The 22,076-nt window shown below is 54.8% G+C and carries 21 protein-coding genes; 13 read left to right on the top strand and 8 right to left on the bottom strand.

Annotation, left to right across the window (positions count from 1 at the left end; translation table 11 throughout):
• Nucleotides 1-30 precede the first annotated feature (30 nt).
• From flhA to hypA, 6 genes are all read right to left on the bottom strand, one after another.
• The gene (flhA, locus tag D9741_RS13210) at nt 31-2,109 is read right to left on the bottom strand and encodes a formate hydrogenlyase transcriptional activator FlhA (RefSeq protein ID WP_130207640.1); all 2,079 of its coding nucleotides are present in this window, start codon (nt 2,107-2,109) and stop codon (nt 31-33) included.
• A 71-nt stretch (nt 2,110-2,180) separates the two neighbouring features.
• Entirely contained in the window at nt 2,181-3,191 is a 1,011-nt protein-coding gene (hypE, locus tag D9741_RS13205) for a hydrogenase maturation carbamoyl dehydratase HypE (protein WP_130207638.1), read from the bottom strand.
• The gene (hypD, locus tag D9741_RS13200) at nt 3,188-4,309 is read right to left on the bottom strand and encodes a hydrogenase formation protein HypD (protein WP_130214459.1); all 1,122 of its coding nucleotides are present in this window, start codon (nt 4,307-4,309) and stop codon (nt 3,188-3,190) included. Before hypD ends, hypE begins: the two co-directional genes overlap by 4 nt.
• Entirely contained in the window at nt 4,309-4,581 is a 273-nt protein-coding gene (gene hypC, locus D9741_RS13195; RefSeq protein ID WP_000334874.1) for a hydrogenase 3 maturation protein HypC, read from the bottom strand. Before hypC ends, hypD begins: the two co-directional genes overlap by 1 nt.
• Nucleotides 4,572-5,444: a hydrogenase nickel incorporation protein HypB gene (gene hypB / locus D9741_RS13190; protein ID WP_064528082.1), complete on the bottom strand. Its 873-nt coding sequence runs from the start codon at nt 5,442-5,444 to the stop codon at nt 4,572-4,574. The genes hypC and hypB overlap by 10 nt, the downstream gene beginning before the upstream one ends.
• 3 nt (nt 5,445-5,447) lie before the next feature.
• Nucleotides 5,448-5,798, bottom strand: a complete 351-nt coding sequence (gene hypA, locus D9741_RS13185) for a hydrogenase maturation nickel metallochaperone HypA (RefSeq protein WP_130207634.1) — start codon at nt 5,796-5,798, stop codon at nt 5,448-5,450.
• Nucleotides 5,799-6,009: 211 nt separating this feature from the next.
• Here hypA and hycA point away from each other — a divergent pair, with 211 nt between their 5' ends.
• The 10 genes from hycA (at nt 6,010) to D9741_RS13135 (ending at nt 14,670) form a co-directional block, all read left to right on the top strand.
• Nucleotides 6,010-6,471: a formate hydrogenlyase regulator HycA gene (gene hycA / locus D9741_RS13180; RefSeq protein ID WP_130207632.1), complete on the top strand. Its 462-nt coding sequence runs from the start codon at nt 6,010-6,012 to the stop codon at nt 6,469-6,471.
• A 124-nt stretch (nt 6,472-6,595) separates the two neighbouring features.
• Nucleotides 6,596-7,207, top strand: a complete 612-nt coding sequence (hycB, locus tag D9741_RS13175; protein ID WP_059268566.1) for a formate hydrogenlyase subunit HycB — start codon at nt 6,596-6,598, stop codon at nt 7,205-7,207.
• Nucleotides 7,204-9,030: a formate hydrogenlyase subunit 3 gene (gene hycC / locus D9741_RS13170; protein WP_130214457.1), complete on the top strand. Its 1,827-nt coding sequence runs from the start codon at nt 7,204-7,206 to the stop codon at nt 9,028-9,030. Before hycB ends, hycC begins: the two co-directional genes overlap by 4 nt.
• Nucleotides 9,031-9,032: 2 nt before the next feature.
• Nucleotides 9,033-9,956: a formate hydrogenlyase subunit HycD gene (gene hycD, locus D9741_RS13165; protein ID WP_000115224.1), complete on the top strand. Its 924-nt coding sequence runs from the start codon at nt 9,033-9,035 to the stop codon at nt 9,954-9,956.
• Between the two features lie 17 nt (nt 9,957-9,973).
• Complete coding sequence (gene hycE / locus D9741_RS13160; RefSeq protein WP_001288122.1) at nt 9,974-11,683, top strand: formate hydrogenlyase subunit HycE; 1,710 nt, start codon at nt 9,974-9,976, stop codon at nt 11,681-11,683.
• Nucleotides 11,684-11,692: 9 nt separating this feature from the next.
• Nucleotides 11,693-12,235 (top strand): formate hydrogenlyase subunit HycF, encoded by a 543-nt coding sequence (gene hycF / locus D9741_RS13155; protein ID WP_000493785.1) that lies wholly within the window; start codon nt 11,693-11,695, stop codon nt 12,233-12,235.
• On the top strand, nt 12,235-13,002 hold the full coding sequence (gene hycG, locus D9741_RS13150; RefSeq protein WP_001583828.1) for a formate hydrogenlyase subunit HycG: 768 nt from the start codon (nt 12,235-12,237) through the stop codon (nt 13,000-13,002). The genes hycF and hycG overlap by 1 nt, the downstream gene beginning before the upstream one ends.
• Nucleotides 12,999-13,409 (top strand): formate hydrogenlyase assembly protein HycH, encoded by a 411-nt coding sequence (hycH, locus tag D9741_RS13145; RefSeq protein WP_001291913.1) that lies wholly within the window; start codon nt 12,999-13,001, stop codon nt 13,407-13,409. The genes hycG and hycH overlap by 4 nt, the downstream gene beginning before the upstream one ends.
• Nucleotides 13,402-13,872: a hydrogenase maturation peptidase HycI gene (hycI, locus tag D9741_RS13140; RefSeq protein WP_000132961.1), complete on the top strand. Its 471-nt coding sequence runs from the start codon at nt 13,402-13,404 to the stop codon at nt 13,870-13,872. The genes hycH and hycI overlap by 8 nt, the downstream gene beginning before the upstream one ends.
• A 42-nt stretch (nt 13,873-13,914) precedes the next feature.
• Nucleotides 13,915-14,670, top strand: a complete 756-nt coding sequence (locus tag D9741_RS13135) for a hypothetical protein (protein ID WP_130214567.1) — start codon at nt 13,915-13,917, stop codon at nt 14,668-14,670.
• Nucleotides 14,671-14,773: 103 nt separating this feature from the next.
• Here the strand turns inward: D9741_RS13135 and ascB are convergent, their stop codons facing one another.
• Nucleotides 14,774-16,198, bottom strand: a complete 1,425-nt coding sequence (ascB, locus tag D9741_RS13130) for a 6-phospho-beta-glucosidase AscB (RefSeq protein ID WP_130214455.1) — start codon at nt 16,196-16,198, stop codon at nt 14,774-14,776.
• A gap of 8 nt (nt 16,199-16,206) precedes the next feature.
• Nucleotides 16,207-17,664, bottom strand: a complete 1,458-nt coding sequence (gene ascF, locus D9741_RS13125; RefSeq protein WP_130214453.1) for a PTS cellobiose/arbutin/salicin transporter subunit IIBC — start codon at nt 17,662-17,664, stop codon at nt 16,207-16,209.
• A gap of 259 nt (nt 17,665-17,923) precedes the next feature.
• Here ascF and ascG point away from each other — a divergent pair, with 259 nt between their 5' ends.
• The 3 genes from ascG to hypF all read left to right on the top strand — a co-directional run bounded on the left by ascG (nt 17,924) and on the right by hypF (nt 22,015).
• Entirely contained in the window at nt 17,924-18,934 is a 1,011-nt protein-coding gene (gene ascG, locus D9741_RS13120) for a DNA-binding transcriptional regulator AscG (protein ID WP_001374632.1), read from the top strand.
• Nucleotides 18,935-19,082: 148 nt separating this feature from the next.
• A complete protein-coding gene (gene hydN, locus D9741_RS13115) occupies nt 19,083-19,610 on the top strand; it encodes an electron transport protein HydN (RefSeq protein WP_001078777.1) in 528 nt (175 codons plus the stop codon).
• A 152-nt stretch (nt 19,611-19,762) separates the two neighbouring features.
• On the top strand, nt 19,763-22,015 hold the full coding sequence (hypF, locus tag D9741_RS13110) for a carbamoyltransferase HypF (RefSeq protein WP_130214451.1): 2,253 nt from the start codon (nt 19,763-19,765) through the stop codon (nt 22,013-22,015).
• The last annotated feature ends 61 nt before the right edge of the window (nt 22,016-22,076 follow it).

Raw genomic sequence — 22,076 nt, 5'->3', positions numbered from 1 at the left:
TTGAATGTTGATCGAGTATAACCACATCTGTTAAACCAATGCCGCTTTATCTATCCCCAGCCGCTTCATCCGTGACAGCAGAGTGGTGCGTTTTAATCCCAGACGTTGTGCAGCGCCTTTTGGCCCGGCAACCACGCCATTAGTCTCTTTTAATACGCGGACAATCAGTTGATATTCATCTTCGCCTTCCTGGGCGACGACCGTCGCGGCCGGTGGTGTTTCAGGTTCTGACAGAGGGATATCGGGTAAAGAGAGTTGTAGAACGTTACCGCGAGTCAGCAACACCGCGCGCTCAATGACGTTTTCCAGTTCGCGCACGTTACCTGGCCATTCCATATTGCTCAATGCGCGCAGAGTCTCGGCAGGAATGCTGTCAATATTACGACCCAGGCGGCGGGCAATTTTAAATGTAAAGGCTTTAGCCAGCAGCGGAATATCTTCCGGGCGCTCGCGCAGCGGCGGCAGATGAATCGGGAAGACGTTCAGGCGGTAGTAGAGATCGCTACGGAACTCGCGGTCGGCGACCATTTTTTTCAGATCGCGGTTAGTCGCGGCGATTAAACGCACGTCCGTCTGAATGATTTTGTTGCTGCCGAGGCGTTCAAACTCCTGTTCCTGCAATACGCGCAGCAACTTCGGCTGTAACTCCAGCGGCATATCGCCCACTTCATCGAGGAACAGCGAGCTTTTATCCGCCAGTTCAAAACGACCAATGCGCTGAGCGCTGGCACCAGTAAAGGCACCACGCTCATGACCAAACAGGTCACTTTCCAGTAATCCGGCAGGCATGGCGGCGCAGTTCATCTTCACCATTCGCCGACCATTGCGGTTGCTGAGATTGTGGATCGCGCGGGCAATCAGTTCCTTACCCGTCCCCGTTTCACCGAGAATGAGTACGGTACTGTCGCTTTGCGCTACCATCTCAACCTGCTTGAGCACGCTATACATGGCTTCGCTGCGACCAATAATCTCGCCAAATTCGCTATCCACATTATTGAGCTGTTCGGTCAGAGCAAGGTTTTCGTCAACCAGGCGCTCTTTCAGTCGGTGGATTTCCTGATAGGCGAGGGCGTTATCCACGGCAATCGCCACACGTTCCGCAATCTGGCGCAGCAAACTCAGGTTAGTGGTGGTAAAGGTTTTCTCTTCGCACTGCGCCAGTTTCAGCACGCCCAGCATGGTGTTGCCAGACATCAACGGTAGCAGGCACAGCGTCTGGATCTGGTTGCCCCAGGTGTCGAACAACATGCGTTCGTAGGGGGCTAAATTGTCTCGCTCGTGGAGATTAAGCAGCAGCATCTCTTTGCTTTTAAATACGCGCTCGGTGAGGGTTCCGGCCTCATCAACTTCACTCTGTTCGTGAGTGGGATGCTGTTTATCGAGATAGTGAGTAGAGTAAACGTTGAGTTTGTTTTTGCGGTGGCTGCGTAAAACGATGCTGATATCGTCGATATCGAAGTAGTAGTGGATTTCTTTAGCCACTTCGCTGACCAGCTCGTCCATGTCCAGGCGAGAAAGTACCGCGTTGGTGATGGCAACCAGAATGCGGAAGTTATCCCGTTCCCGGCATAGCAGTTCGTAGTCGACATTGTTGATGACGCGGCTCTGAATTTGCTCGCTGACAACAGAAACAATCTGCGTAAATGTTTGCAGTCGATTGAACTCTTTTTCGCTCCACGGGCGATCGTCATAACGAATAAATTCACAACCGCCAAAAATATGTCCTTCCGCGGCCTGCGGCATCAGGCAATAGTGACCAAATTTGGGGTATAGCCCACTCGTAGCCAGTTGCGGCCAGGTGTCACAAAATTCTTCGTAGCTGCAGTGCAGTGTGTCAGGGCGCGATAAAATGCTGCGCACCGGACCATGTGCCAGAATGGTTTCGTCTTCGTATTTAATGGGATTGTCTTTGTCACGCGACGCGTAATAAGTCGCACGTTGAGTCTGCGCTTGCCACAACACAATAGCTGCGTTGTCGGCGAGCGCAGAACGCTTTACCAGTTGCGAAAGAGCCTCACACAGCGAGGCCAGATCGGGCTGCTGCAATAGTGTCCGAGTGATGTCGAACAACCCTTGTTGCCCGAGATCACTCATCGGTGTATACGACATGTTGTTCTTCCAGGAAAGCACCGCTAAGCGGTGCAAAAGGTAAATGACAAATTCCAGGGGCTAGATTTTTATTAGCATATACGAGGTAGCGGTTCGGCGTGTGGTAGATCGAGAGTTCGTTTCACGCCATAAAGTCCAGCGAGACGAACACCTTTACGCTCAACCACTTCGCCAATTAATGCTGCATCTTGTCCCAGTGGGTGGGAACGCAGCGCCGCCAGCACTTGCTCTGCCGCGTTACGCTCTACAGCAATCACCAGCTTACCTTCGTTGGCAAAGTTGAGGGCATCAAGACCCAGCAGCTCGCAAACGCCACGCACGGCAGGTTTAACCGGCAGCGCTGCTTCTGAAAGTTCAATACCGCAACCGCAGGCTGCCGCGAACTCATGAACTACCGCGTTCACTCCACCACGGGTAGCATCGCGCAGCGCTTTCACGCCGGGAATGTCGCGCAGCGTCTGAATCAGCGGCGTCAGTACCGCGCAATCGCTGACCAGTTCGCCGTCCAGCCCCAGCTGCTCGCGCAGGTTAAGGATAGTTGCTCCGTGGTCGCCGAGCGTACCGCTAACCAGCAACACATCGCCTGCGGTGAGAGTTTGTGCTCCCCAGTGAATATTCGCCGGAATTGCGCCCATGCCTGCGGTGTTGATAAACAGTTTATCTGCCGCCCCACGCTGTACCACTTTAGTGTCGCCAGTGACGATGGCGATTCCTGCCGCGCGGGCGGTTTCTGCCATGCTGGTCACTACCGCTTTCAGCGTCTCCATCGGCAATCCTTCTTCGAGGATAAATCCACAGGAGAGATAACGTGGGATAGCGCCGCTGACCGCAACGTCATTGGCCGTGCCGCAAATCGCCAGCTTGCCGATATTACCGCCAGGGAAGAACAGCGGGTCGATGACGTAGCTGTCAGTGGAGAAAGCCAGACGATCGCCTTCTGCCATTAATTGCGCCAGGTCAAGACGAGCCTGATCTTCCTGTTCTGCCAGCCACGGATTAGCAAACGCCTCCATAAACAGGCTGTTGATTAATTGCTGCATCGCCTGGCCGCCGCTGCCGTGGGCGAGTTGGATATTATTCACACTTCACTCTCCTGCTGACGATACTGATACCATGCGGCACATGCTCCTTCGGAGGAAACCATAAGTGCGCCGAACGCGGTTTGAGGATTACAGGTGTTACCAAACAGCGGGCATTGATGCGGCTTACATTTGCCGGTCAATACTTCACCACAACGTGCGCGCGGGTCATCGCAAACCTGCTGCGGTGCCGGGCGGAAATGTGCTTCGGCATCGAATCGTTGATAATCCGGCGTCAGGTGCACACCAGAAGATTCAATCACGCCTAAGCCGCGCCATTCGCTGTCGCCATTGACGCAGAAGACGTCAGCAATCGCCTGTTGTGCCAGCAAATTACCCGCATCTGGCACCACTCGCCGGTACTGATTCTCTACCTTGCTGTGGGCCGCTATTTTCTGCTCTACCAGCATCACCACGCCTTGCAGTAGATCAAGTGGTTCGAAACCAGCGACCACCAGAGGACGATGAAAATCGCTGGCGATAAAATTATAGGCGTCGGTGCCAATTACCATACTGACGTGGCCCGGCGCGAGGAACGCGTCGATGCCATTGTCCGGCTGTTCCAGCAAACTGCGCAGCGTGGGGATCAGCGTAATGTGCTGGCAGAAGAAGTAAAAATTCTGCACATTGCGGGCTTTTGCCTGTTGCAGCGTGATTGCGGTGGTCGGCATGGTGGTTTCAAACCCTAAGCCGAAAAACACCACTTTACGAGTAGGGTTCTCCTGCGCCAGTTTCAACGCATCCATTGGCGAGTAGACGATGCGCACATCAGCACCGCGTGCTTTTGCCTGCAACAACGACCCCTGTTTCCCCGGTACGCGCATGGCGTCGCCAAAAGTACAGAAGATGACTTCCGGATGGCTGGCAATCTCCACGCAGGTGTCGATTCTGCCCATCGGCAGTACGCACACCGGGCAACCAGGTCCGTGGATAAACTCAACGTTTTCCGGCAGTAACTGGTCGAGGCCGAATTTAAAAATGGCGTGGGTATGACCACCGCACACTTCCATAATCCGCAGAGGGCGTTCGGCGGTGTAAGAGAGATGTGAAGCACGTTCGCGCAGATGCTCAATTAACTGCATCACCTGTTCCGGCGCGCGATATTCATCAACAAAACGCATTATTTTTCCTCGCCATACAACAGCGCACCGACATCCGGCTCAACATCAAACATATTTTGTAAGGCGTCGAGAGTGTCGCGCGCTTCGGCTTCATTAATTACGCTCATGGCAAAGCCAACGTGAACCAGTACCCACTGGCCCACGCGTGGCTGACCGTTTTCATCGCAGCTGCCGACTAGCGTTAAATCGACATCGCGCTGAATGCCGCAGACGTCGACTTTCGCCAGGTTGCCGTCAATGGTGCGAATCTGGCCAGGAACGCCTATGCACATCGCTGTGCCTCCAGCCAGTTCAGCCACTGGTCCATCCCTTCGCCGCTGGTGGCGGAAATAAGGATGATTTCAATTTCTGGATTGACTTCGCGGGCGCAGGCGATGCACTTCTCAACGTCGAAATTGAGATACGGCAGCAAGTCAACTTTGTTGAGCAGCATCAGCGAGGCGGCGGCAAACATATGCGGATATTTCAGCGGTTTGTCTTCACCTTCGGTAACGGAAAGCACCGCCACTTTGTGTTTTTCACCGAGATCGAAGCTGGCCGGGCATACCAGGTTGCCAACGTTTTCGATAAACAGAATACCGTTATCGTCCAGTGGCAGGCGCGGTGCGGCATCAGCGATCATCTGGGCATCAAGATGGCAGCCTTTACCGGTATTCACTTGAATCGCTGGTGTGCCGGTAGCGCGAATGCGGGCGGCATCGTTCACGGTTTGCTGGTCGCCTTCAATCACTGCACACGGAACGCTGTCTTTCAGGCGCATTAAGGTTTCCGTCAGCAAGGTAGTTTTACCGGAACCAGGGCTGGAAACCAGGTTGAGTACCAACTGATTGCGGGCAGCAAAGCGCGCACGGTTGCGTTCGGCCAGACGGTTGTTTTTGTCCAGCACGTCAATTTCGACTTCCAGCATCCGACGCTGGCTCATACCCGGTGCATGAGTGCCAGCTTCGCCGTGACCATAATGCAGGTCGCCTTCTTCGGTCTGGCTCGGGGTAAATTCAGGCGCTTTAATGCCGGTGATTTTCATCTTCGGCCGTGCCGCCGGGGCAAATGGCGCGCTACGAAACGCGGAATGAGGGTTATGTTCATCACCCTCGATATACAGGTTGCCTTCACCGCAACCGCATGTTGTACACATCGCTCACTCCTGGTCTATTTCTATCCGCCGAATCTGTAAACCGTCGTCTGCCACAATGCGCAGCATGTCGCCATGACACTGTGGACAGCGGCGGACGCGCTGGGTCAGTAGCGTCACATACTGCTGGCATGTTTCACACCAGCACTCGGCCTCTTGTTCTTCGAGGTGCAGTTTACAACCTTCTGCCACGCTGCCGCGGCAAACCAGATCAAAACAAAAGGCAAGAGAGCTGGTTTCGACACAAGAAAATGCGCCAATTTTGAGCCAGACCGCAGTTACGCGTTTTGCGCCGTGCTGTATGGCCTGCTGTTCGATCAATTCCAGTGCCCGCTGGCAGAGGGTTATTTCGTGCATATCGCCTCCCATTAACTGTTGCCCGTGATAAGCAATAATTATGCCAGTGTTGATTATCCCTGATGTGAACAATGTCGATGATGTCGAAATGACACGTCGTCATGGCGTCGAAAGTCGGCTGCCTTATGAAAAGTATATAAATAACAATGAGATAAAAATTGGCACAAAAAATGCTTAAGGCAGGCATCTCTGTTAAACGGGTAACCTGACAATGACTATTTGGGAAATAAGCGAGAAAGCCGATTACATCGCACAGCGGCATCGTCGCCTACAGGACCAGTGGCATATCTACTGCAATTCGCTGGTTCAGGGGATCACGTTATCAAAAGCGCGTCTGCACCACGCCATGAGTTGCGCGCCAGATAAAGAACTCTGTTTCGTACTTTTTGAACATTTTCGCATTTACGTCACCCTGGCGGATGGTTTTAACAGCCACACCATCGAGTACTACGTCGAAACGAAAGACGGCGAAGACAAGCAGCTGATTGCACAGGCTCAGTTAAGCATTGACGGCATGATTGATGGCAAGGTCAACATCCGCAATCGCGAACAGGTTCTGGAACACTATCTCGAAAAAATCGCTGGTGTTTACGACAACTTATACACCGCCATTGAGAACAATACGCCGGTGAATTTAAGCCAACTGGTAAAGGGACAAAGCTCAGCAGCATGAGCTGAGGCTTTGTCCGGTTTGCAGGCATCATGCCTGTTTGGGGATGGGCGTGTCGATGAGTGTCGAAAATGACATTTCATCGGCATGTTTTCGTCAAAAATGACAATCACCTGAGGAATGCCCGGTGAATCGTTTTGTAATTGCTGACTCCACGCTCTGTATCGGCTGCCACACCTGTGAGGCCGCCTGTTCAGAGACGCATCGCCAGCACGGCCTTCAGTCTATGCCGCGCCTGAGAGTGATGCTAAATGATAAAGAATCTGCGCCGCAGCTCTGTCACCACTGTGAAGATGCGCCCTGTGCGGTGGTCTGCCCGGTTAATGCTATCACTCGTGTTGATGGGGCCGTGCAGCTGAATGAAAGCCTGTGCGTAAGCTGCAAACTGTGCGGCATCGCCTGTCCGTTCGGCGCAATCGAATTTTCCGGCAGCCGTCCGCTGGATATTCCTGCAAATGCCAATACCCCGAAAGCGCCACCGGCACCGCCTGCTCCGGCGCGTGTCAGCACATTGCTTGACTGGGTGCCGGGTATTCGCGCGATCGCCGTCAAATGTGACCTTTGTAGCTTTGATGAACAAGGTCCGGCCTGCGTGCGGATGTGCCCAACCAAAGCCCTGCATCTGGTGGATAACACCGATATCGCCCGCGTTAGCAAACGTAAGCGTGAGCTGACCTTTAACACGGACTTTGGCGATCTCACCTTGTTTCAGCAGGCTCAAAGTGGAGAGGCTAAATGAGCGCAATTTCCCTGATCAATAGCGGCGTGGCGTGGTTTGCCGCCGCCGCTGTTCTGGCATTTCTCTTTTCTTTTCATAAGGCACTAAGCGGCTGGATTGCCGGAATTGGCGGCGCGGTGGGTAGCCTGTATACGGCAGCCGCGGGCTTCACTGTGCTGACTGGCGCGGTTGGCGTGAGCGGTGCGCTGTCGCTGGTAAGCTACGATGTGCAAATCTCTCCGCTTAACGCGATTTGGCTGATTACACTCGGCCTGTGCGGTCTGTTTGTCAGCCTCTACAACATTGACTGGCATCGCCACGCGCAGGTGAAGTGCAACGGCTTGCAGATCAATATGTTGATGGCTGCCGCCGTCTGTGCCGTCATCGCCAGCAACATCGGCATGTTCGTGGTAATGGCCGAAGTCATGGCCCTGTGCGCTGTGTTCCTCACCAGCAACAGCAAAGAGGGCAAACTGTGGTTTGCGCTGGGGCGTCTTGGCACTCTGCTGCTGGCGATTGCTTGCTGGCTACTGTGGCAGCGTTACGGCACGCTGGATCTGCGCCTGCTGGATATGCGTGTGCAGCAACTGCCGCTCGGTTCCGATATCTGGCTGCTCGGTGTGATTGGCTTTGGCCTGTTGGCCGGGATTATTCCTCTGCACGGCTGGGTGCCGCAGGCACATGCTAACGCCTCTGCGCCAGCTGCCGCGCTGTTTTCTACGGTGGTGATGAAAATTGGCCTGCTGGGCATTTTAACCCTGTCGCTGCTGGGTGGTAACGCGCCGCTGTGGTGGGGGATCGCGCTGCTGGTGCTCGGCGTGATCACCGCGTTCGTCGGCGGTCTGTATGCGTTGATGGAGCACAACATCCAGCGTCTGCTGGCTTACCACACCCTGGAAAATATCGGCATTATCCTGCTGGGGCTGGGCGCTGGCGTAACGGGTATCGCGCTTGAACAACCGGCGCTGATTGCTCTTGGCCTGGTCGGTGGTCTGTACCATCTGCTTAACCACAGCCTGTTCAAAAGCGTACTGTTCCTCGGGGCGGGGAGCGTCTGGTTCCGTACCGGTCATCGCGATATCGAAAAACTCGGTGGTATTGGCAAGAAAATGCCGGTTATCTCCATCGCTATGTTAGTCGGGCTGATGGCAATGGCTGCGCTGCCGCCGCTGAACGGTTTTGCCGGGGAATGGGTTATCTATCAATCATTCTTCAAACTGAGCAATAGTGGCGCGTTTGTTGCCCGTCTGCTGGGGCCGCTGCTCGCTGTGGGGCTGGCAATTACCGGTGCGCTGGCGGTGATGTGTATGGCGAAAGTCTATGGCGTCACGTTCCTCGGTGCGCCGCGTACCAAAGAAGCCGAAAACGCCACTTGTGCGCCGCTCCTGATGAGCGTCAGCGTGGTGGCACTGGCGATTTGCTGCGTAATTGGCGGTGTTGCTGCGCCGTGGCTGCTGCCGATGCTGTCGGCTGCTGTACCTCTGCCGCTGGAGCCTGCTAACACCACCGTTTCTCAACCAATGATCACATTGCTGCTGATTGCCTGCCCGCTGCTGCCATTCATCATTATGGTGATTTGCAAAGGCGACCGTTTGCCGTCACGTTCCCGCGGTGCGGCCTGGGTGTGCGGCTACGACCACGAAAAATCAATGGTGATTACCGCTCACGGTTTTGCCATGCCGGTTAAACAGGCGTTTGCGCCAGTGCTGAAACTGCGCAAATGGCTGAATCCGGTGTCGCTGGTGCCGGGCTGGCAGTGCGAAGGCAGTGCGTTGCTGTTCCGCCGGATGGCGCTGGTTGAACTGGCGGTACTGGTGGTGATTATTGTTTCACGAGGAGCCTGAGAATGAGTGTTTTATATCCGTTAATTCAGGCGCTGGTGTTATTTGCCGTTGCGCCGCTGCTCTCCGGTATAACCCGCGTGGCGCGCGCCCGCTTGCATAACCGTCGCGGGCCGGGCGTGTTGCAGGAGTATCGCGACATTATCAAACTGCTGGGGCGTCAGAGCGTTGGCCCGGATGCCTCCGGCTGGGTGTTCCGCCTGACGCCGTATGTGATGGTGGGCGTCATGCTGACTATCGCTACTGCGCTGCCGGTGGTGACCGTCGGTTCTCCGCTACCGCAACTGGGCGATTTGATCACCTTACTGTATCTCTTTGCCATCGCGCGTTTCTTCTTTGCCATTTCCGGTCTGGATACCGGTAGCCCGTTTACCGCTATCGGCGCGAGCCGTGAAGCGATGCTTGGCGTGCTGGTCGAGCCGATGTTGCTGCTTGGTCTGTGGGTCGCCGCACAGGTTGCCGGTTCCACCAACATCAGCAACATCACCGACACCGTTTATCACTGGCCGCTGAGTCAGAGCATCCCGCTGGTGCTGGCGCTTTGTGCCTGTGCGTTCGCCACTTTTATCGAAATGGGCAAACTGCCGTTCGACCTGGCGGAAGCCGAGCAGGAGTTGCAGGAAGGTCCGCTCTCTGAGTACAGCGGCAGCGGCTTTGGCGTCATGAAATGGGGTATCAGCCTGAAACAGCTGGTGGTGTTGCAGATGTTCGTCGGGGTGTTTATTCCGTGGGGACAAATGGAAACCTTCACCGCTGGTGGGCTGCTGCTGGCGCTGGTGATTGCCATCGTCAAACTGGTGGTCGGCGTCCTGGTTATCGCGCTATTCGAAAACAGCATGGCCCGTCTGCGTCTTGATATTACTCCGCGCATTACCTGGGCTGGTTTTGGTTTTGCATTTTTAGCGTTCGTCTCCTTGCTGGCGGCGTGATTAAAGAGAGTTTGAGCATGTCTGAAGAAAAATTAGGTCAACATTATCTCGCCGCGCTGAATGAGGCATTTCCGGGCGTCGTGCTGGACCACGCCTGGCAGACCAAAGATCAGCTGACTGTCACCGTGAAGGTGAACTATCTGCCGGAAGTGGTGGAGTTCCTCTACTACAAACAGGGCGGCTGGCTGTCGGTGCTGTTTGGTAACGACGAACGCAAACTGAACGGTCATTACGCCGTTTACTACGTGCTGTCGATGGAGAAGGGCACCAAATGTTGGATTACGGTTCGCGTCGAAGTTGACGCCAACAAACCGGAGTATCCGTCCGTGACGCCACGCGTTCCGGCGGCGGTGTGGGGCGAGCGCGAAGTGCGCGATATGTACGGTTTGATTCCGGTTGGTTTGCCGGATGAACGTCGTCTGGTGCTGCCGGATGACTGGCCGGATGAACTCTACCCGCTACGTAAAGACAGCATGGATTATCGTCAGCGTCCGGCGCCGACCACCGATGCTGAAACCTACGAGTTCATCAACGAACTGGGTGACAAGAAAAACAACGTCGTGCCGATTGGCCCGCTGCACGTCACTTCTGACGAACCGGGTCACTTCCGTCTGTTCGTCGATGGCGAAAACATTATCGACGCCGACTATCGCCTGTTCTACGTCCATCGCGGCATGGAAAAACTGGCGGAAACTCGTATGGGTTACAACGAAGTGACCTTCCTCTCTGACCGTGTGTGCGGGATCTGCGGATTTGCTCACAGCACCGCCTATACCACTTCGGTGGAAAACGCGATGGGTATTCAGGTGCCAGAACGCGCGCAGATGATCCGCGCCATTCTGCTGGAGGTAGAACGCCTGCACTCGCATCTGCTCAACCTCGGCCTGGCCTGTCACTTTACCGGCTTCGACTCCGGCTTTATGCAGTTCTTCCGCGTGCGTGAAACCTCCATGAAAATGGCAGAGATCCTTACCGGTGCGCGTAAAACCTACGGCCTGAACCTGATCGGCGGGATTCGTCGCGATCTGCTGAAAGACGACATGATCCAGACCCGCCAGCTGGCACAACAGATGCGTCGTGAAGTGCAGGAGCTGGTGGATGTGCTGCTGAGCACACCGAACATGGAACAACGCACTGTCGGCATTGGTCGTCTGGACCCGGAAATCGCTCGCGACTTCAGTAACGTTGGCCCGATGGTCCGTGCCAGCGGTCACGCCCGTGATACCCGTGCCGATCACCCGTTTGTTGGTTATGGCCTGCTGCCAATGGAAGTCCACAGCGAGCAGGGCTGCGACGTTATTTCCCGTCTGAAAGTGCGTATCAACGAAGTCTATACCGCGCTGAATATGATCGATTACGGTCTGGATAACCTGCCGGGCGGCCCGCTGATGGTGGAAGGCTTTACCTACATTCCGCACCGTTTCGCGCTGGGCTTTGCCGAAGCGCCGCGCGGCGACGATATCCACTGGAGCATGACCGGCGACAACCAGAAGCTGTACCGCTGGCGCTGCCGTGCCGCGACCTACGCGAACTGGCCGACCCTGCGTTACATGCTGCGCGGCAACACTGTTTCCGATGCGCCGCTGATTATCGGTAGCCTGGACCCTTGCTACTCCTGTACCGACCGCATGACCGTGGTCGATGTGCGTAAGAAGAAGAGCAAAGTGGTGCCGTACAAAGAACTCGAGCGCTACAGCATTGAGCGTAAAAACTCGCCGCTGAAATAAGGAATCGCCATGTTTACCTTTATCAAAAAAGTCATCAAAACCGGCACGGCGACCTCGTCTTATCCGCTGGAGCCGATTGCGGTTGATAAAAACTTCCGTGGTAAGCCAGAGCAGAACCCGCAGCAGTGCATCGGCTGCGCGGCCTGCGTCAATGCCTGCCCGTCAAACGCCTTAACGGTTGAAACTGACCTCGCCACCGGAGAGCTGGCGTGGGAGTTTAATCTCGGGCGCTGCATCTTCTGTGGACGCTGCGAAGAAGTTTGCCCGACGGCGGCGATCAAATTGTCGCAAGAGTACGAACTGGCGGTGTGGAAGAAAGAAGATTTCCTGCAACAGTCCCGCTTCGCGCTGTGCAACTGCCGCGTCTGCAATCGTCCTTTCGCCGTTCAGAAAGAGATCGACTACGCCATTGCGCTGCTTAAGCACAACGGCGACAGCCGCGCGGAAAACCACCGCGAAAGCTTTGAGACTTGCCCGGAATGTAAGCGCCAGAAATGCCTGGTGCCGTCCGACCGTATTGAACTGACTCGCCATATGAAAGAGGCCATCTGATGAGCAATTTATTAGGCCCCCGTGACGCCAACGGCATTCCGGTCCCGATGACGGTGGATGAGTCCATCGCCAGCATGAAGGCGTCGTTACTGAAAAAAATCAAACGTTCTGCCTACGTTTACCGCGTGGACTGCGGCGGCTGCAACGGCTGCGAAATCGAAATTTTTGCCACGCTTTCGCCACTTTTCGATGCAGAACGCTTCGGCATTAAAGTCGTTCCGTCACCGCGTCATGCGGATATTTTACTGTTTACCGGCGCGGTCACCCGTGCAATGCGATCCCCTGCGCTACGTGCGTGGCAGTCCGCGCCGGACCCGAAAATCTGTATCTCCTACGGTGCCTGCGGTAACAGCGGCGGCATTTTCCACGATCTCTACTGCGTGTGGGGCGGTACGGATAAAATCGTCCCGGTAGATGTCTACATCCCTGGCTGCCCGCCAACGCCTGCCGCCACGCTGTACGGCTTTGCAATGGCGCTCGGCCTGCTGGAGCAGAAAATTCACGCCCGTGGGCCGGGTGAACTGGATGACCAACCGGCAGAGATTCTGCATGGCGATATGGTGCAGCCGCTGCGCGTGAAAGTGGATCGCGAAGCACGCCGCCTGGCGGGTTACCGCTACGGTCGTCAGATTGCCGATGACTTCCTGACACAGTTAGGGCAGGGCGAAGAACAGGTTGCACGCTGGCTGGAAGCGGAAAACGATCCGCGTCTGAACGAGATTGTCAGCCATCTGAATCATGTTGTTGAAGAGGCGCGTATCCGATGAGTGAAAAGGTGGTGTTCAGTCAACTGAGCCGTAAATTTATTGATGAGAACGATGCCACGCCCGCCGAGGCGCAGCAGGTGGTCTATTACAGCCTGGCGATTGGTCACCACCTTGGGGTTATCGATTGCCTGGAAGCGGCGCTCACCTGCCCGTGGGATGACTATCTGGCATGGATTGCCACTCTGGAGGCGGGCAGCGAAGCCCGCCGCAAAATGGAAGGCGTGCCGAAATATGGTGAGATCGTCATCGACATTAACCATGTGCCGATGCTGGCCAACGCATTCGATAAAGCCCGGGCAGCGCAAACTTCGCAGCAGAAGGAATGGAGTACAATGCTGTTAAGTATGCTGCATGATATTCATCAGGAAAACGCCATCTATTTGATGGTGAGGAGACTGCGTGACTGACGTTTTACTCTGTGTTGGCAATAGCATGATGGGCGATGATGGCGCAGGTCCGCTGCTGGCGGAAAAGTGCGCCGCCGCGCCGAAAGGCAACTGGGTGGTGATTGACGGCGGTAGCGCACCGGAAAACGACATCGTCGCCATCCGTGAACTGCGCCCTACGCGGTTACTGATTGTCGACGCCACGGATATGGGGTTAAACCCCGGCGAGATCCGCATCATCGACCCGGATGACATCGCCGAAATGTTTATGATGACTACCCATAATATGCCGTTGAATTACCTTATCGACCAGTTGAAAGAAGATATTGGCGAAGTGATTTTTCTCGGCATCCAGCCGGATATCGTCGGCTTTTACTACCCGATGACCCAGCCGATTAAAGATGCGGTAGAAACCGTTTATCAACGACTGGAAGGCTGGGAAGGGAACGGCGGCTTCGCGCAGTTAGCGGTGGAAGAAGAGTAGTTTTTCAGTAAGGAATTCAGGGAATTGAACATCAGAACAGGGATGTGCGCTTTTTTATTGAGCTTAGTGCTGCCTGCACAGGCCACCAGCTTTACCGAATATCTGCCGATGAGTGACGGCGAATATGCGCAAAAGCGGGTGCTGAAACCTCTCCTGACCATGCCTTATGATGCCGAGAAAACCTGGCATTTTATAAAAGTGGGCGTTGCTGGCGTGACGCTTGAGAAGATGCCAAATGAAGAGGATTACTGGCAATTAACCGCTAAAGACCGCGCCGGTAAATCCTGGACGGTGCCTGTTGGTTTGCTGGCAAATATGGCGGGCAAAGGGCAGCTCTATCGCGCCGATCTGGATCGTAACGGCATCCAGGATCTGGTTATCTGGTTGCCAAGTGCCGGTAATGGTCTGGCTCCTTATGCACATTTAATTCTCATGACGTTCACGCGCGAAGGTCGTCCCTGTGTCTTTGAACCCTGGGGATTCTACACCGCAAGCAAAACTGGCGTAGATGATTTGCTGGATTTACAAGGCAATGGTCACACGCAATTGCTGGATATGCAGTTTGATTCCGGTTACTGGCTAACCAGTCTGTATCAGGTAAAAGACGCCAAATGGCAGCGCGTTCACGGCTGGTTTGGCAAGTTAAGTTATCCCGCACTTACGCGTTTTACTTATACCCCCAACCGTAAACTCGTCCTCAAGCCCATCGCCGGACGCGACCCGCAAACGGAAGATCTGGCGCTGACGCAGCGTTGTTTGATAAAGGGGGATGTGCTTGATGGGGTGAATCAGCTCTGATGCCAGCCCCCAGATTGCCCGATGCGCTGCGCTTATCGGGCCTTCCTGGTTCGTGCGACACGTAGGCCGGATAAGGCGTTCACGCCGCATCCGGCACTGTTACTTACTCTAAATCTTCACCGTTACTGGCAATCACTTTTTTATACCACCAGAACGATTTCTTACGCGTGCGCGCCAGCGTACCGTTGCCTGCGTCGTCACGGTCTACGTAGACAAAACCGTAGCGTTTGCTCATTTCACCCGTTGAGGCGGAAACCAAATCAATACAGCCCCAGGTGGTGTAGCCCATCAGCGGAATGCCGTCTGCAATCGCTTCGCCCATTGCGCGGATATGTTCGCGTAAATAGCTGATGCGATAGTCATCGTTAATCTCACCATTAGCAGCAAATTCATCTTTTGCGCCCAGGCCGTTTTCCACCAGAAACAGCGGCTTCTGATAACGGTCGTACATCATGTTCATGGTGATGCGCAGACCGAGCGGATCAATTCCCCAGCCCCAGTCGCTTACCTGTAGATACGGGTTACGCAGCGATTTCACCACGTTCGCCGCACTGCTGTTATTGGCGTTCATCTCCGCCGAGGCGCAGCGCGAGGCGTAATAGCTGAAAGAGACAAAATCGACGGTGTTTTTCAGGATCTCATCATCGCCCGGTGCTTTGTCGATGGTTACCCCTTTTTCGCGGAATACGCGGGCAGAGTAAGCCGGATACGCGCCCCGAGCCTGCACATCGATAAAAAACAGGTTTTCCCGGTCTTTCTCCAGCGCCGCCCAGACATCTTCCGGCTTGCAACTGTAAGGGTAGAAGTTACCGCCCGCCAGCATACAGCCCACCTGATTTTGCGGGTTAACCTCATGGGCGATTTTGGTGGCTAATGCACTGGCAACCAGCTGGTGATGCGCGGCCTGATATTTTACCTGATCCTGATTTTCCCCTTCTTCAAACACCAGACCCGCGCCGGAGAACGGGCTATGCAACATAATGTTGATTTCATTGAAGGTAAGCCAGTATTTCACCAGACCATCAAATGCTTCAAAGCAGGTTCTGGCGTAGCGGCTGAAAAACTCCACCAGCTTGCGGTTACGCCAGGAGCCATATTCGGTGACCAGATGCATCGGCACATCGAAGTGGCACAACGTGACCAGCGGTTCGATACCGTACTTTTTACACTCTTCAAAGACAGAACGATAAAAAGCAATGCCCTGCTGATTGGGCGTGATTTCATCGCCCTGCGGGAAGAGGCGGCTCCAGGCAATTGAGGTACGGAAAACGTTGAATCCCATCTCTGCCATCAGGGCGATATCTTCTTTATAACGATGATAAAAATCCGTCGCCTCATGGCTGGGATAAAACTCGTCATCGCGCAACTGAAAACGTTTTTCCAGCCCCAGTTTCACCGCCATTCGATGCTCGCCATGTGGGATCATATCGACCGTGGTCAGCCCTTTGCCGCCTTCACGGTACGCGCCTTCAGACTGGTTGGCGGCAAGCGCGCCGCCCCATAAAAAACCTTGCGGAAATACTGACATTTTCATCCTCAATTAAGACTTACTTCTTTGGCGACGGTCGGTTGTGCGCTCTGATGCTTTCGCGCCTCGGCAGCCGCTTCCTCAACAGGAATATCCTCAAAGCCGAGCAACAGTGTGAGGATAAACGACAGCACCACCGCCAGCGCCATGACCGCAAACACCCAGACGATGCTCATTGGATTCGCCGGATCGAAGAACTGCACGCTGGTAAATAGCCCCGGCGCTGCCATTGAGTGGCTGGCAAGCCCCGCCATACCGGCAACCGCGCCGCAAATAAAACCGCTGATAAGACTGGCGATAAGCGGACGTTTCAGGCGAAGAGCCACGCCGTATAACGCCGGTTCGGAAATCCCCGCCATAATGGCTGATGCCGCCGCTGCCAGCGCCGTCTGGCGCAGTTCCGGGTTTTTCGTTTTCCACGCCACCGCCAGTGATGAACCGCCCAGCGACAGGTTAGCGCCGATCTCTGACGGCATGACCATCCCTTCTTTGCCGGTTTCGGCAATGGTCTGAATGATGGTTGGCGTAAAGACGCGGTGCATCCCGGTCATTACCAGCAGAGGCCACAGCGCGCCCATAATGGCGACTGAAAGCCAGCCCAGATAACCATGAATGGTGTAAACCAGCGCCGAAATGGCGCTACCGATCCAGATACCAATCGGGCCAATCAGCAGGATTGCCAGCGGTGCGGCAATCAACACAATCAGCATTGGCTTGAGGAAGTTTTTGGTCACCGCCGGTGTAATGCTGTCCACCCAGCGTTCGATATATGACAGGCACCAGGTCATCACCAGCGCCGGGATCACTGTGTAGGTGTATTTCACCGCGGTGACCGGGATCAGGGCAAATTCGACATGTTCACCCTGGGCCGCTTTCGCCATCAGTTCAATAAAACTCGGATGTACCAGCACACCCGCGATGGCAATCGCCAGCGACATATTGGTTTTAAATTTGATGGCGGCCGAAGCCGCGACCATTAGCGGCAGGAAGAAGAAAGCACCGTCACCAATCACATTCAGAATGGTTAAGGTCGGCGATCCTTTTGTCAGCACGCCGCTCATCTCGAGGATCATCGCCAGCAGTTTGACCATCGATCCGCCGATAATCGCCGGGATCAGCGGTGACATGGTGCCGATCAGCGCATCAAGGATCCCCGCACCAATGCGACGCAGCGTGAGTTTGGGTTTACCCACGGGCTGTGCGGGCTGCATATCTCCCGGCAGCAGGCTGACGACTTCCTGAAAGGCTTGTGAAACGGTATTGCCGATAATCACCTGACACTGGTTGTCACTACGTACCACGCCGAGCACGCCGGGGATGGTTTTTAACGTCGGGCTGTCGATAAGCGCATCATCTTTGATAACAAAGCGCAAACGCGTCATACAGTGCGTGACCGCCGAGATGTTATCAACGCCGCCCAGTGCCGCTATCACCGAGCGTGCCAGCGCCGCATAATTTTTGGCCATCGGATTTTATCCTGTTATCAGTAGGGTAGATGAAGTTGTTATCAGTCGACGTGACGGAAAAATGCCGATGCTGAAACGGAATTAAGAAACCGGTTTCACAAAATCATGAATAGTTGTCAAAAAATAAGCAAGAGAGTGAATTGTTCATTTTTTATATTTGTGAAACCGGTCACCTGAATATTTTTCCCGCCGATTGCGCAAGGACAATCGGCAAACGGTGCAGTACACTGCGTTGATTGCGTGTAAAGGGATGAAAATGATGACGACGATGCTGGAAGTGGCGAAGCGCGCCGGGGTTTCAAAAGCGACCGTTTCCCGCGTGCTTTCAGGTAATGGCTACGTCAGCCAGGAGACTAAAGATCGCGTGTTTCAGGCGGTAGAAGAGAGCGGTTACCGCCCAAACTTGCTGGCGCGCAATCTGTCGGCGAAGAGTACTCAGACGCTGGGGCTGGTAGTGACCAACACGCTTTACCACGGCATTTATTTTAGTGAATTACTCTTTCATGCCGCGCGAATGGCGGAAGAGAAAGGGCGACAGTTGCTATTGGCAGATGGTAAACACAGCGCCGAAGAAGAGCGCCAGGCGATTCAGTATCTGCTGGATTTGCGCTGCGACGCCATCATGATTTACCCGCGTTTTTTAAGCGTGGATGAGATCGATGACATCATTGACGCGCACAGTCAGCCGATAATGGTGCTTAATCGCCGCCTGCGCAAAAACAGCAGCCATAGCGTCTGGTGCGATCATAAACAGACCAGCTTTAACGCCGTGGCAGAGTTGATAAACGCCGGACATCAGGAGATTGCTTTCCTTACCGGCTCGATGGATTCTCCCACCAGCATTGAACGTCTTGCCGGATATAAAGACGCGCTGGCGCAGCATGGTATTGCGCTCAATGAAAAACTTATCGCTAACGGTAAATGGACGCCCGCCAGCGGGGCCGAAGGGGTAGAAACGTTGCTCGAACGTGGGGCTAAATTTAGCGCGTTAGTTGCCAGTAACGACGATATGGCGATAGGTGCGATGAAAGCGTTACACGAGCGCGGCGTAGCGGTGCCAGAGCAGGTGTCAGTTATCGGATTCGATGATATCGCAATTGCCCCCTACACCGTTCCGGCGCTCTCCAGCGTAAAAATTCCGGTAACAGAGATGATTCAGGAAATTATTGGACGGCTGATTTTTATGCTCGATGGCGGGGATTTCTCACCGCCGAAAACCTTCAGCGGAAAACTGATCCGCCGCGACTCACTCATTGCTCTTTCGCGATAAACATTGTCATCACATGTCATCGTCACTAGTGTCGATGACATCGTTTTTCCTGCATCACAGAATTTAATTTCCTTAAATAACAGTAAATTAAAAACTGGCATGATTTGTGAATGTATCGGCGCATTAACTGTCATTGCTGGAGAATTTGATGAACCGTTTCATCATTGCTGACGCGAGTAAATGTATTGGTTGCCGTACCTGTGAAGTAGCGTGCGTGGTTTCTCATCAGGAAAATCAGGACTGTGCATCGCTGACCCCGGAAACATTTTTACCGCGTATCCATGTCATTAAAGGTGTGAACATTTCCACGGCGACAGTTTGCCGTCAGTGTGAAGATGCACCGTGCGCTAACGTCTGCCCGAATGGTGCTATCAGCCGTGATAAAGGGTTTGTTCATGTCATGCAGGAACGTTGTATTGGTTGCAAAACCTGCGTTGTGGCTTGCCCGTATGGCGCGATGGAAGTGGTGGTACGTCCGGTGATTCGCAACAGCGGCGCGGGGCTGAATGTACGGGCTGACAAAGCTGAAGCCAATAAATGCGACCTGTGCAACCATCGTGAAGACGGCCCGGCGTGTATGGCGGCTTGCCCGACCCATGCGCTGATTTGTGTCGATCGTAATAAACTTGAACAACTGAGCGCAGAAAAACGTCGCCGTACGGCGCTGATGTTCTAAAAATCTTACAGAACTGTTCTGGCATCAAAGGAATTCCCGGAAATATTCGTAGAATACGGAGCGGGCGGTATCGCCGACCTGTGACTGCCGGATGCGACGCTGTCGTGTCCGGCTGGACGGGTTACGCAATTCATGATGGCGGGAATAACTCAATGGCAAAAAACACATCTTGCGGTGTCCAACTGCGTATTCGTGGCAAAGTGCAGGGCGTCGGTTTTCGTCCGTTTGTCTGGCAGCTGGCACAGCAATTAAATCTTCACGGCGATGTCTGTAATGACGGCGATGGCGTAGAAGTCCGGCTGCTGGAAGACCCGGAAACGTTTCTTGTTCAATTGCATCAGCACTGCCCGCCGCTGGCGCGTATTGATAGCGTCGAGCGTGAGCCGTTTATCTGGTCACAACTGCCCACCGAGTTCACCATCCGCCAGAGCGCAGGCGGCGCCATGAATACGCAAATTGTTCCCGATGCCGCCACTTGCCCTGCTTGCCTTGTCGAAATGAATACCCCAGGCGAACGGCGTTATCGTTATCCGTTTATCAACTGTACTCACTGTGGCCCGCGTTTCACCATTATTCGCGCGATGCCTTACGACCGCCCGTTTACCGTGATGGCGGCGTTTCCGCTATGTCCGGCCTGTGATAAAGAGTACCGCGACCCGCTCGATCGTCGCTTCCACGCCCAGCCGGTGGCCTGCCCGGAGTGTGGCCCACATCTTGAATGGGTAAGTCATGGTGAACATGCGGAACAAGAGGCGGCATTACAGGCAGCTATCGCACAGTTAAAAATGGGCAACATTGTTGCCATCAAAGGGATTGGCGGATTTCATCTTGCCTGCGATGCACGTAACAGTAACGCGGTGGCGACACTGCGGGCGCGCAAACATCGCCCGGCGAAACCGCTGGCGGTCATGTTGCCAGTGGCTGACGGTTTACCAGACGCTGCGCGCCAGTTGCTTACCACGCCCGCCGCGCCGATTGTGCTGGTGGATAAAAAATACGTTCCTGAGCTTTGTGATGATATCGCCCCTGACCTTAACGAAGTCGGGGTAATGTTGCCCGCGAACCCGCTCCAGCATTTGCTGTTACAGGAACTGCAATGCCCGCTGGTGATGACCTCTGGCAACCTGAGCGGTAAACCACCGGCTATCAGCAACGCACAGGCGCTGGCGGATTTGCAGGGCATTGCCGACGGATTCTTGATACATAACCGCGACATTGTGCAGCGGATGGATGATTCGGTGGTGCGCGAAAGCGGCGAAATGCTGCGCCGTTCGCGGGGGTATGTGCCGGATGCGCTGGCTTTGCCTCCGGGCTTTAAAAATGTTCCGCCTGTGCTGTGTCTCGGCGCGGATCTGAAAAATACCTTCTGCCTGGTGCGCGGTGAACAAGCGGTGTTGAGTCAGCATCTGGGCGATTTAAGTGACGATGGCATCCAGATGCAGTGGCGCGAAGCGTTACGCCTGATGCAAAACATCTACGATTTCACTCCGCAATACGTTGTGCATGACGCGCATCCGGGCTATGTCTCCAGCCAGTGGGCGCGCGAAATGAATCTGCCGATGCAAACGGTGCTGCATCATCATGCCCACGCAGCGGCGTGTCTGGCAGAACATCACTGGCCGCTGGATGGCGGTGATGTCATTGCTTTGACGCTCGACGGTATTGGTATGGGGGAGAACGGCGCTTTATGGGGGGGCGAGTGCTTGCGGGTGAACTATCGCGAATGCCAGCACCTGGGCGGCTTGCCTGCAGTGGCGCTTCCGGGGGGCGATTTGGCGGCGAAGCAGCCGTGGCGAAACCTGCTGGCGCAGTGCCTGCGCTTTGTGCCGGAGTGGCAGAATTACTCTGAAACAGCAAGTGTGCAACAGCAAAACTGGAGCGTGCTGGCGCGGGCCATTGAGCGTGGAATTAACGCGCCGCTGGCGTCATCGTGTGGACGTTTGTTCGATGCCGTAGCGGCGGCGCTGGGCTGTGCGCCAGCCACGTTAAGTTATGAAGGTGAAGCGGCTTGCGCCCTCGAGGCGCTGGCGGCTTCGAGCCAGGGAGTGACGCATCCGGTGACGATGCCGCTGGTGGACAATCAACTGGATCTCGCCACTTTCTGGCAGCAGTGGCTGAACTGGCAGGCACCGGTTAATCAACGCGCGTGGGCGTTTCATGATGCGCTGGCGCAGGGTTTTGCCGCGTTGATGCGTGAGCAGGCCACGATGCGCGGTATCACTACGCTGGTATTTAGCGGCGGGGTTATTCATAACCGTTTGCTGCGTGCACGTCTGGCGCATTATCTCGCTGATTTCACATTGCTCTTCCCGCAGAGTTTACCGGCGGGTGATGGCGGTTTGTCTCTGGGGCAGGGGGTTATTGCTGCGGCGCGTTGGTTAGCGGGTGAACTCCAGAACGGATAAAGCGTGTTGCATTTGGACACCCTTGCCGGATGCGGCGTAAATGCCTTATCCGGCTTACATA

Source organism: Escherichia sp. E14V7 (assembly GCF_004212225.1).
GTDB lineage: Bacteria > Pseudomonadota > Gammaproteobacteria > Enterobacterales > Enterobacteriaceae > Escherichia.
This window is presented reverse-complemented; position numbering and strand designations above follow the sequence as displayed.

Coding starts and splice junctions, on each gene's coding strand:
- flhA (WP_130207640.1), bottom strand. CDS start 2,109: ATGTCGTATACACCGATGAGTGATCTCGGGCAACAAGGGTTGTTCGAC.
- hypD (WP_130214459.1), bottom strand. CDS start 4,309: ATGCGTTTTGTTGATGAATATCGCGCGCCGGAACAGGTGATGCAGTTA.
- hypC (WP_000334874.1), bottom strand. CDS start 4,581: ATGTGCATAGGCGTTCCTGGCCAGATTCGCACCATTGACGGCAACCTG.
- hypB (WP_064528082.1), bottom strand. CDS start 5,444: ATGTGTACAACATGCGGTTGCGGTGAAGGCAACCTGTATATCGAGGGT.
- hypA (WP_130207634.1), bottom strand. CDS start 5,798: ATGCACGAAATAACCCTCTGCCAGCGGGCACTGGAATTGATCGAACAG.
- hycA (WP_130207632.1), top strand. CDS start 6,010: ATGACTATTTGGGAAATAAGCGAGAAAGCCGATTACATCGCACAGCGG.
- hycC (WP_130214457.1), top strand. CDS start 7,204: ATGAGCGCAATTTCCCTGATCAATAGCGGCGTGGCGTGGTTTGCCGCC.
- hycD (WP_000115224.1), top strand. CDS start 9,033: ATGAGTGTTTTATATCCGTTAATTCAGGCGCTGGTGTTATTTGCCGTT.
- hycE (WP_001288122.1), top strand. CDS start 9,974: ATGTCTGAAGAAAAATTAGGTCAACATTATCTCGCCGCGCTGAATGAG.
- hycF (WP_000493785.1), top strand. CDS start 11,693: ATGTTTACCTTTATCAAAAAAGTCATCAAAACCGGCACGGCGACCTCG.
- hycG (WP_001583828.1), top strand. CDS start 12,235: ATGAGCAATTTATTAGGCCCCCGTGACGCCAACGGCATTCCGGTCCCG.
- hycH (WP_001291913.1), top strand. CDS start 12,999: ATGAGTGAAAAGGTGGTGTTCAGTCAACTGAGCCGTAAATTTATTGAT.
- D9741_RS13135 (WP_130214567.1), top strand. CDS start 13,915: ATGTGCGCTTTTTTATTGAGCTTAGTGCTGCCTGCACAGGCCACCAGC.
- ascB (WP_130214455.1), bottom strand. CDS start 16,198: ATGTCAGTATTTCCGCAAGGTTTTTTATGGGGCGGCGCGCTTGCCGCC.
- ascF (WP_130214453.1), bottom strand. CDS start 17,664: ATGGCCAAAAATTATGCGGCGCTGGCACGCTCGGTGATAGCGGCACTG.
- ascG (WP_001374632.1), top strand. CDS start 17,924: ATGACGACGATGCTGGAAGTGGCGAAGCGCGCCGGGGTTTCAAAAGCG.
- hydN (WP_001078777.1), top strand. CDS start 19,083: ATGAACCGTTTCATCATTGCTGACGCGAGTAAATGTATTGGTTGCCGT.
- hypF (WP_130214451.1), top strand. CDS start 19,763: ATGGCAAAAAACACATCTTGCGGTGTCCAACTGCGTATTCGTGGCAAA.